Annotated in this window: 9 protein-coding genes, 1 tRNA gene and 1 pseudogene; 8 read left to right on the top strand and 3 right to left on the bottom strand. The window is 68.7% G+C overall.

Annotated elements, in window-relative coordinates; all coding sequences use genetic code 11:
* Positions 1-79: 79 nt before the first annotated feature.
* Positions 80-1,345, top strand: a complete 1,266-nt coding sequence (gene hisD / locus ABZS29_RS24460) for a histidinol dehydrogenase (protein ID WP_355464864.1) — start codon at positions 80-82, stop codon at positions 1,343-1,345.
* Here hisD and ABZS29_RS24455 read toward each other — a convergent pair.
* Positions 1,342-1,866, bottom strand: a complete 525-nt coding sequence (locus tag ABZS29_RS24455) for a GNAT family N-acetyltransferase (RefSeq protein WP_355464862.1) — start codon at positions 1,864-1,866, stop codon at positions 1,342-1,344. The two genes, hisD and ABZS29_RS24455, sit on opposite strands and share 4 nt — an antisense overlap.
* A gap of 80 nt (positions 1,867-1,946) precedes the next feature.
* On the opposite strand from ABZS29_RS24455, the gene ABZS29_RS24450 reads away from it, so the two are divergent.
* The 3 genes from ABZS29_RS24450 (at position 1,947) to sfnG (ending at position 4,409) form a co-directional block, all read left to right on the top strand.
* Positions 1,947-2,018: a putative leader peptide gene (locus ABZS29_RS24450; RefSeq protein ID WP_355465572.1), complete on the top strand. Its 72-nt coding sequence runs from the start codon at positions 1,947-1,949 to the stop codon at positions 2,016-2,018.
* 64 nt (positions 2,019-2,082) lie between these two features.
* Positions 2,083-3,300 carry an acyl-CoA dehydrogenase family protein gene (locus ABZS29_RS24445; RefSeq protein WP_355464860.1) on the top strand — a complete coding sequence of 406 codons (1,218 nt, stop codon included), beginning with the start codon at positions 2,083-2,085 and terminating at the stop codon, positions 3,298-3,300.
* Positions 3,300-4,409, top strand: coding sequence for a dimethylsulfone monooxygenase SfnG (gene sfnG, locus ABZS29_RS24440; RefSeq protein ID WP_355464858.1), 1,110 nt, complete (start codon positions 3,300-3,302; stop codon positions 4,407-4,409). Before ABZS29_RS24445 ends, sfnG begins: the two co-directional genes overlap by 1 nt.
* A gap of 222 nt (positions 4,410-4,631) precedes the next feature.
* On the opposite strand, the gene aceE is transcribed toward sfnG, so the two are convergent.
* The gene (aceE, locus tag ABZS29_RS24435; protein ID WP_355465570.1) at positions 4,632-7,361 is read right to left on the bottom strand and encodes a pyruvate dehydrogenase (acetyl-transferring), homodimeric type; all 2,730 of its coding nucleotides are present in this window, start codon (positions 7,359-7,361) and stop codon (positions 4,632-4,634) included.
* 295 nt (positions 7,362-7,656) lie between these two features.
* On the opposite strand from aceE, the gene ABZS29_RS24430 reads away from it, so the two are divergent.
* From ABZS29_RS24430 to ABZS29_RS24415, 4 genes and pseudogenes are all read left to right on the top strand, one after another.
* Positions 7,657-8,097 carry a DUF3052 domain-containing protein gene (locus ABZS29_RS24430; RefSeq protein ID WP_355464856.1) on the top strand — a complete coding sequence of 147 codons (441 nt, stop codon included), beginning with the start codon at positions 7,657-7,659 and terminating at the stop codon, positions 8,095-8,097.
* A gap of 1 nt (position 8,098) precedes the next feature.
* A complete protein-coding gene (locus tag ABZS29_RS24425; protein ID WP_355464854.1) occupies positions 8,099-8,560 on the top strand; it encodes a peroxiredoxin in 462 nt (153 codons plus the stop codon).
* Between the two features lie 18 nt (positions 8,561-8,578).
* Positions 8,579-8,652 (top strand) — tRNA-Val (locus ABZS29_RS24420).
* A 605-nt stretch (positions 8,653-9,257) separates the two neighbouring features.
* A pseudogene (locus ABZS29_RS24415) lies at positions 9,258-10,502 on the top strand (AMP-binding protein); the annotation flags it as partial.
* Between the two features lie 427 nt (positions 10,503-10,929).
* Here the strand turns inward: ABZS29_RS24415 and ABZS29_RS24410 are convergent.
* On the bottom strand, positions 10,930-12,204 hold the full coding sequence (locus tag ABZS29_RS24410) for a pentapeptide repeat-containing protein (protein ID WP_355465568.1): 1,275 nt from the start codon (positions 12,202-12,204) through the stop codon (positions 10,930-10,932).
* Positions 12,205-12,404: the final 200 nt, after the last annotated feature.

Below are 12,404 nucleotides of genomic sequence, written 5' to 3'. Positions count from 1 at the left end.
CTAGCCGGTTTCGCCGCGGGACTGCCCGTGCTCGCTCCGGCTGCCTAGGCTTCCGGAACCAGGACCCGAGGAGACGACGATGGCTGTGCACCTCAAGACCGGTTGGCCGCGGCAGGTCGAGCGGCAGCAGGAGGTGATCGACACCGTCAGCCGGATCCTTCGCGAGGTCGAGCGTGAGGGCGAACGGGCGATCCGACGCTGGTCGGCCCAGCTCGACGGCTGGGAGCCGCCGGCGTTCGTCGTACCGGCGGAGCGGATCAACGCCGCGGCGGAGACAGTCGACGACCAGCTCGCGGAGCAGTTGGAGTTCGCGCGGAGTCAGGTCGAGCGGTTCGCCTGGGCGCAGCGGGACACGTTGCAGGACTTGGAGATCGAGACGCTGCCGGGCGTCGTACTGGGGCATCGGCATGTGCCGGTGGCGAAGGTCGGCTCGTATTCGCCGGGCGGCCGGTATCCGTTGATCGCCTCATCGATCATGACCGTGACGGTGCCGAAGGTCGCCGGGGTCGACACCGTGGTCGCGGTCGCGCCGCCGCGAGATGCGCAGGGGATTTACGGCCCGCAGCTCTACACGATGAACCTGGCTGGTGCGGACGTCATCCTCTGCCTGGGTGGCGTACAAGCCTTTGCTGCGCTGGCGTTTGGAGTCGAGGACGTCGCGCCTGTCGACCTGGTCGTCGGTGCCGGCAACGCGTACGTCGCCGAGGCGAAGCGGCAACTCTTCGGGACGGTTGGTATCGACCTGCTCGCCGGTCCGACCGAGGTTGCGGTGATCGCCGACGAGACTGCCGACCCACGGCTGGTTGCCGCCGATCTGCTCGGCCAGGCCGAGCACGGCTTCAACAGTCCGGCGCTGCTCGTCACGACCTCCCACGACTTCGGTACGGCGGTGCTCGCGGCGGTAGACCACTGGTTGGCCGGCGACTGGCCGACGGTCGAGGTCGCCGGAGCAGCCTGGCGTGAACACGGCACGGTTGTGGTCTGCGACTCCCGCGAGGAAGCCGTCGAGGTATCGGACGCGTATGCGCCCGAGCACCTGGAGGTGCAGACCGGCGACGACGACTGGTACGCCGCCAACCTGCGCAACTATGGCTCGCTCTTCATCGGCCCGGAGTCGACCGTCGCGTTCTCCGACAAGTCGATCGGCACGAACCACGTCCTGCCCACCGGTCGCGCCGCTCGCTACACCGGCGGTCTCTGGGTCGGCAAGTTCCTCAAGACCGTCACCTACCAGCGCCTAACCTCAGCAGGTGCACGCGCCATCGCGCCTTCGACCGCTGCCATCGCCGACGCCGAGCTCATGTACGGTCACGCCCTCACCGCGCGGCTTCGAATGGGGGACTAGGTCGTGATCCAGTAGCGGCGAGTGGTCCCCAGCCACGTCTCGCGGACGTCCTCCAGTACGCCGCCGTTGCGCTCGATCGTCTTGAACGACGCGGGATTCGCGTCGTCGCAGGTCACCAGCACCCGCTCCAGTCCCTGCTCCCGAGCGCGCTTCACCACCTCGCCGAGCGCCCACGCGGCCAGTCCGCGACCACGCGCGGACGGGCGAACGCCGTACCCGATGTGGCCGCCGCCCTCGAGCAGCTTGTCGGTCAGGCTGTGCCGCAACGTGATCGCCCCGAGGTACTCACCGTCCTCGACGATCCACCAGTGCGTCGCGTGGACGAACCCTGGCTCCATCGGCGTCCGCGGATCGCTCCGCTCCTGCAGATATCGCACCCAGGCGGCGAATCCCTCGGCGCTTCGCACGTCGTGCTGGTCCGCGTGATAGCCAGACCCGTCCTGGGGCGCCGACCCCCATTCGTCCAGCGACTTCAACCACGACTCGTGCAACGCGACGTCCGGCGCGATCAACTCAGGCATGGACCGAGGGTAGGTCCACCGACTGAGACGCGCCACGGACTTGTTGACGAATGTCTAGTTAGTGAGTCGACAATAGGTCCATGACCCGCGAGTTGATCCTGGTGCAGCGCCGCCACATCGACCTGCTGCGTGTCGCCTCTCAGGCGTGTTGATTCCAGCGGTCGGCCCCAACCCACCCCATCCGGAATCCCCTGGGAATCAAGGAGTTTCATTACTGTGTCAACCTCAGAGCTTCGCCCTGCCCTGTCCGAAATCACCCCGTCGACCCCGCAGGAGTGGATCCAGCGGGCGGCCGAGGTGGCCGCGATCCTGGCCGTCGACGCGGCCGAGCGTGACCGCGCCGGCGCCACGCCGTACGACGAAGTCCAGCTGCTGAAGGACTCCGGCCTCGCCACGTTGCTCGGGCCGGCCGAGCACGGCGGCGGCGGTCAGACCTGGCCGACGGCGTACCAGGTGATCCGGACGGTCGCGGAGGCCGACGGATCGATCGGGCAGCTGCTCGGCTACCACCTGCTGTGGTTCTGGGCCGCGCGACTGGTCGGAACCAAGGAGCAGATCGCCGCCGTCGAGGAGGCGGCGACGACGAACAAGTGGTTCTTCGGCGGTGCCGTGAACCCGCGCGACGCCGACGTTGTCGTCACCGACGAAGGTGACACGATCAGCTTCAGCGGCCGGAAGAGCTTCTCGACCGGCGGCCGCGTCTCCGACGTCACCGTCCTCGAAGGCACGCTGCTTGACAGCGGCAACCATGTCTTCGCGATCGTCCCGTCCGACATCGAGGGCCTGACCTTCCACGACGACTGGGACAACATCGGCCAGCGGCTGACCGAGAGCGGCAGCGTCAGCCTCAACCACGTCCGCGTCGGCTGGGACCAGGCGGCCGGGTACGTCGGCAAGACGTTCCAGCCGCGCGTCTACAACACGCTCAACGTCCCGACCATCCAGCTGGTCTTCGTGAACTTCTACCTGGGCATCGCACGCGGCGCCCTCGAGACCGCGGTGACCTACACCCGGGAGAAGAGCCGCTCCTGGCTGCACGGCGGTTATGCCGCCGCCGTGGACGAGCCCGCCGTCATCGACGCGTACGGCGATCTCCAGTCGAAACTGTGGGCCGTCGAAGCGCTGGCCGACGCGGTCGCGCTGGAAGGTCAGGTCATCCACGAGAACGCGTGGGAGGTGACCGAGCAGCAGCGCGGCGAGCACGAGGTGCGGGTGGCCGCGGTCAAGGCCCGGGCCACCGAGGTCGCGCTCGAGGTGACCAGCCGGATCTTCGAGGTCACCGGAGCCCGGTCGACCGCGACGATCGAAGGACTCGACCGGTTCTGGCGAAACGTCCGGACGCACACACTGCACGACCCGGTCGCGTACAAGCGGCGTGAAGTCGGCCGGCACCTGCTCGTCGGCGAGCTGCCCGAGCCGACCTGGTACAGCTGATGTCGACCGAGCGCGTCGCGGACGAGATCAAGTTCGCCTATTGGGTTCCCAACGTCAGTGGTGGTCTGGTCACGAGCGACATCGAGCAGCGCACCAGCTGGGACTTCGAGTACAACAAGAAGCTCGCGCAGACCGCCGAGCGGGTCGGCTTCGAGTACGCCCTCAGTCAAGTTCGCTACACCGCGAGCTACGGTGCTGAGTTCCAGCACGAGTCGACGAGCTTCAGCCTCGCGTTGCTCTTGGCAACTGAACGGCTGAAGGTGATTGCCGCTGTCCACCCCGGGTTGTGGCAGCCCGGCGTACTGGCGAAGTTCGGTGCCACCGCCGATCACCTGTCAGGTGGGCGATTCGCGGTGAACGTGGTCAGTGGCTGGTTCAAGGGCGAGTTCACCGCCTTGGGGGAGCCGTGGCTGGAACACGACGAGCGCTATCGGCGATCGGCGGAGTTCCTGCAGGTGCTGCGGAAACTCTGGACCGAGGACAACGTCGAGTTCGCCGGTGACTTCTACCGGATCCGGGACTTCACGCTGAAGCCGAAGCCCGGGGTGTTTCCGGAGCTGTTCCAGGGCGGCAACTCGTCGGCCGCGCGAGACAACGCCGGCAAGTACTCCGACTGGTACTTCTCCAACGGCAAGGACTTCGACGGCGTCACCGAACAACTCCTCGACGTACGGCGGGTTGCCCAGGGCGCCGGTCGCGAGGTGAAGTTCGGGCTGAACGGGTTCATCATCGCCCGCGACACCGAGCGGGAAGCCCGCGAGACACTCCGCGAGATCGTTGCCAAGGCCAACAAACCGGCGGTCGAAGGGTTCCGCGACGCGGTCACCCAGGCCGGGCGCTCGGCTCCGGACGGCAAGGGCATGTGGGCGGACTCGTCGTACGAGGACCTGGTCCAGTACAACGACGGCTTCCGCTCACAACTGATCGGCACGCCGGAGCAGATCGCCGAACGCATCGTCGCCTACCGGCGCCGCGGCGTCGACCTGATCCTCGGCGGCTTCCTGCACTTCCAGGAAGAGATCGAGTACTTCGGCGCCCGCGTCCTGCCGCTGGTCCGCGAACTCGAAGCCGCCGATCGCACCGCCGAACTGGAACTCGCGGCGGTCTGACGACTCCGCGGCACGTCCGGTACGACGCGGCCGCCCACAGTCGCCAGCGGCGGCGTCGTACCGGTCCTCGATCGGGTTCGGCCGGGGTCACCAGGCCCGGCCGCACACCGCAGCGAGCCTGCCTCCCTTGTGCACAGGGTGACAGGCTCGCTGGACATGACGAGAGGGTTCACCTCGGGGGCGGGGTGAACCCTCTCGTTCTCGTGCTGACTGACTGACGGACTAGGCGCCGGCGCCTTCCTGCTTCACACCGGCGACCGCGGTCGGGTCGTCGATCCGGTACTTGCGGGCCGCCTCGGCGGCGACCTCCGGCTTGACGTCACCGCGCTTGGCGAGGATCTGCAGCGCCGCCACGACCACCGACTCGGCGTCGACCTGGAAGTGCCGCCGGGCCGCGGCCCGGGTGTCGGCCAGGCCCCAGCCGTCGGTGCCGAGCGAGGTGTAGTCGTTCGGGACCCAGCGCGAGATCTGGTCCTGCACCGCGCGCATGAAGTCGCTGACCGCGACGACCGGGCCCTTGGTGTCCTTCAACTGCTCGGTGATGAACGGCACCTGCTCCGGCTCGTCCGGGTGCAGCAGGTTGTGCTCCTCCGCCGCGATGGCGTCGCGACGCAGCTCGTTCCAGGACGTCACCGACCAGATGTCGGCCGCGACCGAGTACTCCTCGGCGAGGATCTGCTGTGCCTTGCGGATCCACGGCAGCGCCACACCCGAACCGAGCAGCTGGACGCGCGGTACGTCGTCGCCGGCGGCCGTCTGGTACTCCTCGAAGCGGTACATGCCCTTCAGCAGGGCCGCGACATCGAGGTTCTCCGGCTCGGCCGGCTGGGCGACCGGCTCGTTGTAGACGGTGAGGTAATAGAAGATGTCCTCGCCGTACGGCTTGTCCTTGTCCAGCCCGTAGCCGTACATCCGGCGCAGGCCGTCCTTGACGATGTGCGCGACCTCGTAGGCGAACGCGGGGTCGTAGTGCACGGCCGCGGGGTTCGACGAGGCGAGCAGCGGCGAGTGACCGTCCGCGTGCTGCAGACCCTCACCGGTCAGCGTCGTCCGGCCGGCGGTGGCGCCGACCACGAAACCGCGGCCGAGCTGGTCGCCGAGCGCCCAGAGCGAGTCACCGGTCCGCTGGAAACCGAACATCGAGTAGAAGATGTAGAACGGGATCATCGGCTCGCCGTGCGTCGCGTACGACGTACCGGCGGCGATCATCGAGCCCATCGCGCCGGCCTCGCTGATCCCCTCGTGCAGCAGCTGACCGGCCGACGACTCCTTGTACGCGAGCAGCAGGTTGCGGTCGACGGCCTCGTAGGTCTGTCCGGCCGGGTTGTAGATCTTGGCCGTCGGGAACATCGAGTCCATCCCGAACGTGCGGTACTCGTCGGGCGCGATCGGGACGATCCGGTGCCCGATCTCCGGGTCCTTCATCAGGTCCCGGAAGAGCCGGACGAGCGCCATCGTGGTCGCCACCGGGGTCTTCTCGTTGCCCTTGCTGAGCGGCTTGTAGACGTCGTCACCAGGCAGCTTCAGCGTCTTCGGCTTGACCCGCCGCTCGGGCAGGAAACCGCCGAGCTGGGAGCGCCGCTCCATCATGTACTGGTACTCCGGCGAGTCCTTGCCGGGGTGGTAGTACGGCGGGTTGTAGGCGTCCTCGAGGTCCTTGTCCTCGATCGGCAGGTAGAGCCGGTCGCGGAAGGTCTTCAGGTCGTCCGACGTCAGCTTCTTCATCTGGTGGGTCGCGTTGCGGCCCTCCAGCGCCTCGATCGTCCAGCCCTTGACGGTCTGGGCGAGGATGACGGTCGGCTGCCCGACGTGCTCGGTCGCGCTCTTGAACGCGGCGTACACCTTGCGGTAGTCGTGACCGCCGCGGGGGAGCTTGCGCAGGTCCTCGTCGGACAGGTTGCTGACCATCTGCTTGAGCCGCTGGTCGCCGCCGAAGAAGTTGTTCCGGATGTACTCGCCGGACTCGACGGAGTAGGTCTGGAACTGGCCGTCCGGCGTGGTGTTCATCTTGTTCACCAGCGCGCCGTCGTGGTCCTGGGCGAGCAGGGCGTCCCACTCCCGGCCCCAGACGACCTTGATGACGTTCCAGCCGGCGCCGCGGAAGAACGCCTCGAGCTCCTGGATCACCTTGCCGTTGCCGCGGACGGGACCGTCCAGCTGCTGCAGGTTGCAGTTGATCACGAAGGTGAGGTTGTCGAGCTCCTCGCGGGCGGCCAGGCCGATCGCGCCGAGCGACTCCGGCTCACCCATCTCGCCGTCACCGAGGAAGGTCCAGACGTGCTGCTGGCTGGTGTCCTTGATGCCGCGGTGGTGCAGGTACCGGTTGAACCGCGCCTGGTAGATCGAGTCCAGCGCCGCCAGACCCATGGAGACCGTCGGGTACTCCCAGAAGTCCGGCATCAACCGCGGGTGCGGGTACGACGACAGACCCTTGTGCGGGCCGCGGGAGACCTCCTGGCGGAAGCCGTCCAGCTGGTCGGCGGTCAGCCGGCCCTCGAGGAAGGCGCGGGCGTACATACCGGGGGAGGCGTGCCCCTGGATGAAGACCTGGTCACCGCCGCCCGGGTGGTCCTTGCCGCGGAAGAAGTGGTTGAACCCGACCTCGTACAGGCTGGCCGCGGACTGGTAGGTGGCGATGTGGCCGCCGACCTCGAGCCCCTTGCGGTTCGCCTTGCTCACCATCACCGCGGCGTTCCAGCGGATGAAGGCCCGGATCCGGCGCTCGATGTGCTCGTCGCCGGGGAACCACGGCTCGCGCTCGGGCGGGATCGAGTTGATGTAGTCGGTGCTCCGCAGGGCGGGTACGCCGACCTGCCGCTCCCGGGCTCGCTCGATCAGCTTGAGCATCAGGTAGCGCGCTCGCGCCTTGCCGCGTTCGTCCAGCACGGCGTCGAGCGACTCGACCCACTCGCGTGTCTCGTCGGGGTCGATGTCGGGGAGCTGGGTGGGCATCCCCTCGGTGATGATGGCTGGTGGTTCGTGTCCGGAAGCCACGGTGTCCTGCCGTTCTCTCTGGTTGTCTTCACCGCAATCCTGTCACCTGTTCGGAATGCGTTCTACTTCGCCTGCGAACCGGACCCGATTCCGGCCTCGTGAGCGGGATCTGAGCGGACACGGACAGTACCCGCCGCGCGGATACCGGACACGTCACGGATACCTCGTGCATACTTGCGCGACGCGGTACGTCACGATGGACTATCGCTATGACGTCTACCCCCGGGCAATCGGGGAGCACGGAGGAGGACCTGTGAGCGCGACCGCGGACCACGCGGACGGTAAGGAGCAGCCGAACATGGCGGCCCGGCTCGGCCTGGAGGCCGGCTGGATCGTTCAGGAGATCGGCTACGACGACGACTGCGACGACGATCTGCGTGCTGCGATCCGGGAGGTCACCGGCGAGGAGTTCGTCGACGAGGACACCGATGAGGTGGTCGACGTCGTCCTGCTCTGGTTCCGCGAGGAGGACGGAGACCTGGTCGACGCCTTCTTCGACATCCTCACCGACCTGAAGGCCGGGGGCGTCGTCTGGCTGATGACCCCGAAGGTCGGCCGGGACGGGTATGTCGAGGGCAGCGAGATCGCCGAGGCCGCTCCGACCGCCGGGCTGTCCACCACGAGCACGCTGAGCGTCACCGACGACTGGTCGGCGACCAAACTGGTAGTACCGAAGTCGGGTCGCCGGGGCTGAGGTGATCGCTGCCGTCGGCTCCCCGGCCCCCGGCTTCAGCACGCGCGACCAGCACGGCGCGGAGATCCGGCTCGACCAGTACGCCGGACGTCCCGTCGTACTGGTCTTCTACCCGTACGCCTTCAGCGGCGTCTGCACGAGTGAGCTGACGGCGCTACGGGACCGCCCGGACCTGCTGGCCGCCGCCGAGGTGCTGGCGATCTCGTGCGACCCGATGTTCACCCTGCGGGCGTACTCGGACGCCGAGAATCTCGGCTTCGGGCTGCTGACCGACTTCTGGCCGCACGGCGCCATCGCGTCGTCGTACGGCGCCTTCGACGCCGACCGAGGCTGCGCCCGCCGCGCCACCTTCGTGATCGACGGCGCGGGCGTGATCCGCTGGTCCGTCCTCAATGCGATGCCGGAAGCACGAAATCCGGACGACTACGCCGAGGCGCTGGCGAAGCTGACGCCTCGAAAGTGATACGGTCTGCCGTCGTAAGGGCTGTTAGCTCAGTTGGTTAGAGCACCTCGTTTACACCGAGGGGGTCGGGGGTTCGAGTCCCTCACAGCCCACGAAGTCGATGGGTGAGGTGTGCTCGCGGAGAGCGCTCGCCGTCTCGACTTCGTCGTGTTGTGCGGCTGCGCTTCGCTTGCCGCGGGCGGGGGCTTCGCCACCCGCACCCCCTTCGCGCCTTCGCTTCGCTCGGCTGCTGCGGCTGGGCGCCGCGGTCGTCTGATCGGTTGTGGCTCGCCGCCTTGTTCGATCGCCTCGTGTTCACGGTTTGGTTTCGGGGGCGTATCTGATGCTGCCGCCACTCGTTGTGAACGGTGTCGGCGGGTTCTGGATTTCTTAACTCTTTGCTGGGCGGAACGGGCTGCTGTTCGGCCCAGAACGGCTGGTAGGGTTCACGGCTGTCGGTCGGCACGATGACGCACCGGGTCCACCCGGTCACGGCATCGGTCCGGCTGTCCGAAATACGGGGCTTCTTGTCGGTGAGAGCGAGACGGGTGTGCCCTGGGCCCGGCTCCGTCCAGTTGGGGAGGCGCTTGTCCGTGGGTCACCGACCGACTCGCGTCATCGTGATCGCCGCCCCTCGCGCTGAGACGCTGTTGGCGGTGCTGAGCGCGTGGTGAGAAGCAGTGCGGACCGGCCGGCGATCAGTACCGGGCCGGCCCTGATGATTCCCGCCGGGTACCCGCGGGATCTCCCGAGCGCCCTGCTGCGCGCGGCCCGCGACTTCGGCTCGGCCGGCGTGGTCGAGATCGGCCCGGACGGCCGCGAGACCAAACTCGATTTCCCGACCCTGCTCGAGCTTGCCGCCCGGATCCTGGCCGGCTTGCGGGCGAACGGCGTACGGGCTGGTGATCCGGCGGTCGTGCACTGCACCGAGCCGGTCGGCTTCTTCGCGGCGTTCTGGGCCTGCACGCTGGGCGGCATCCGCCCGCTGCTGATGGCGCCGTCGCCGGAGGGCGACCGCACCGAGGCCGGCCGCGAGCGCCTGCGGACCGTGACCGACTTACTCGGTTGGACCGTGCTGATCGGCCGGCCGTCGGACCTGCCGGACGACCTCGGGCTGCCCGTGCTCGACCCGGACGCACTCGCCGGGCACGAGCCCACCAACGAGTTCCACCGCCCGGCGGCCGACGATGTCGCCGTACTGATGCTGTCGTCCGGCACCACCGGTACGCCGAAGATCGTGCAACTGACCCATCGCGGCCTGGTCGAGTTCGCCGCCGGGACCCCGGCGATGCTCCCGGTCCGCCCCGGCCAGACCACGCTGAACTGGCTCCCGCTGGACCAGAGCGGCGCGTTCCTGCTCTACCACCTGCTGCCCGTCTTCACCGGCTGCACCAACATCCACGTCAACACCAACTGGGTGCTCGCCGACCCGCTCCGCTGGCTCGACCTGATGGACCAGCACCGCGTCAACCACTCCTGGTCGCCGAACTTCGGCTACCGCCTGACCACCCAGGCGATCGCCGGTGAACCCGACCGGCACTGGGACCTCTCCGCCCTCCGCAGCCTCGTCAGCGGCGGCGAGCAGATCACCGTCCCGGTGATGACCGAGTTCCTCCGGCTCACCAACCGCTTCGGCGTCGTACCGGAAACCTTCGTCGCGGCCTGGGGCATGACCGAGACCGTCACCGGCATCACCTTCGCCCGCCCCGGCCTCACACCCAACGTGCACCGCGTCCGGATCCCACCGACCGGCATCGTCGAGTGGGTCGACCAGCGCCCGTCCTCCGGCAAGGTCGCCGTCGCGCGCCCCGGCAAGACCCGCGCCGAGGCCCCCGGCGTACTGAGCCTGGTCTCGGTCGGAGCCCCTGCCCCCGGTACGACGATCCGCATCGTGGCACCGAACGGCGCCGTCCTGCCCGAGGGCCGGATCGGCCAGCTCCAGGTCGCCTCCGCCCGCGTCACCCCCGGCTACCTCGGCAACCTCGAAGCCGACCGCGAGGCGTTCCCCGTCGGCAACTGGCCCATGCGCAAGTGGCTCGCCACCGGCGACCAAGGCTTCATCACCGGCGGCCAGGTCGTCATCACCGGCCGCGACAGCGAGCGCATCATCATGCGCGGCACCCTGTACTACGCCCACGACATCGAAGCCGTCGCCGCCACCGTCGTAGGCGCCGAACAAGGCCTCGTCGCCGCCTGCGCCGTCCCCGACATCGAGTCCGGCACCGACCGCCTGGTCGTCTTCTACGCCCTCACCCCCGACTCCATCCCCGGCACCGACCAGGCCATCCGCAGCCTCATCCAAACCCGCCTGGGTCTAGCCGCCGAAGTAGTCGGCGTCCCCCGCCGAGACTTCCCCACCACCCCCGGCGGCAAGATCCTCCGCCCCCTCCTCAAACAACGCTGGCTCGACGGCACCCTCGAGACCCCGCCCCACCCCTACGTAGAACCAGCCGGCGCCACCCCCTACTCCGGCCCCACCGGCGAAGGCCCGGAGTCGGCCACCGCCGACACCCAAATCTCCACCGAAGAAGACCCCTCCGAGCGAACCACCGAGCTCCCCACCATCCGCCTAGCCTGGCAACGCACGCTCCAGCACTCGATCCCCACGCCGCCCGAGCGCCCCACCCTGGGCAGGCCCGCGCCAGTCGAGCCAGAGCTGCCCGAGGCCTTCCTAGCCGAGCCAGAGCTCCGCGAAGACGCCCCTGCCGAGCCGGTGCATGCAGCCGCCGAGCCCGTGGACGAGCTGGCGTCTGCCGAGCCCGAGCCCGCGTCTGTCGTGGACGAGCCCGCGTCTGTCGTGGACGAGTCGGCGTCTGCCGAGCCCGAGCCGGCGTCTGCCGCGGACGAGCCGGCGTCTGCCGTGGACGAGCCCGCGTCTGTCGTGGATGAGTCGGCGTCTGCCGAGCCCGAGCTCGAGTCCGCCGCGTACGAGCCCGAGTCCGCCGGGAACGAGTCCGAGTCCGCTCGGAACGAGTCCGAGTCCGCCGGGAACGAGCCTGGGCACGAGCCCACGTCTCCCGAGCACGAGTCCGCCTCTGACGTGACACTTGGCGAACCCGCGTCCGATGAGCACGAATCTGCGCCCGTCGAGCCCACATCGAGCGAGCTGGAGCACGCGGCCGCGGCATCCGACCTGACATCCGTCGAGTCCGAAGCCGAGCTCGCATTCGTGGAACCCGTGTCTGCGTCGCCCGAGTCCGACTCAGCACCCGACGCGCCCGTGTCCGACGTGCCCGCCCCGGCGGCAGCCGAGCTTGCATCCACCGAGCCCGAAGCGACGCCGGGTGAGCCCTCGTACGCCGAATCCGCGTCCGCGTCGTACGAGCAGGCGCCGGCCTCCGAGTCAGCGCTCGCACCAGCTGCCGAAGCAGCACCGACAACCGTTCAGTTTTCCGAGGCTCCGGAAACGTCCGCAGAGCAGGTCTCCGAGGACTCGCCCGAGGCCGACGCCACGGACGTTGCCGCAACGCCCGCGGATGCAGACGCACTCGCTCCCGCCGAGTCGGAGCCGCCCTCAGCCGACCCCGCGTCAGCCGAGCCCGCCTCAACCCGACCCGCCTCACCCGAGCTCTCGTCAACCGAGCTTTCGTCAACGGAGCTCGCCTCAACCGAGCTCTCGTCAACCGAGCCCGCCTCAACCGAGCCCGCCTCAACCGAGCTCTCATCAACGGAGCTCGCGCCCGCCGAGCCCGCGTCCGCCGAGCCGGCGTCGACTGAACTGGCGTCCAGCGAGCTCGCGTCCGCCGAGCCTGCGACAGCCTCGGCAAAGTCCGCGTCGGAGCTAGGTGAGTCCACCGAGGCTGCAGCAACGCCTGCTGCTGAGCAGGTCTCCGAGGCACCGTCGGCAGCCGACACCACGGCCGCT

The sequence above is a fragment of the Kribbella sp. NPDC005582 genome, assembly GCF_040605415.1.
In the GTDB taxonomy this organism is placed as follows: Bacteria; Actinomycetota; Actinomycetes; order Propionibacteriales; family Kribbellaceae; genus Kribbella.
The sequence above is the reverse complement of the archived record's forward strand: the minus strand, read 5'-3'. Positions and strand labels throughout refer to the sequence as shown.

What these genes read in the sequence shown, in the direction of transcription:
- sfnG (WP_355464858.1), top strand. Translation starts at nt 3,300, where the DNA reads ATGTCGACCGAGCGCGTCGCGGACGAGATCAAGTTCGCCTATTGGGTT.
- ABZS29_RS24410 (WP_355465568.1), bottom strand. Translation starts at nt 12,204, where the DNA reads ATGAGAGCTCGGTTGAGGCGGGCTCGGTTGAGGCGGGCTCGGTTGACG.
- aceE (WP_355465570.1), bottom strand. Translation starts at nt 7,361, where the DNA reads ATGCCCACCCAGCTCCCCGACATCGACCCCGACGAGACACGCGAGTGG.
- ABZS29_RS24455 (WP_355464862.1), bottom strand. Translation starts at nt 1,866, where the DNA reads ATGCCTGAGTTGATCGCGCCGGACGTCGCGTTGCACGAGTCGTGGTTG.
- hisD (WP_355464864.1), top strand. Translation starts at nt 80, where the DNA reads ATGGCTGTGCACCTCAAGACCGGTTGGCCGCGGCAGGTCGAGCGGCAG.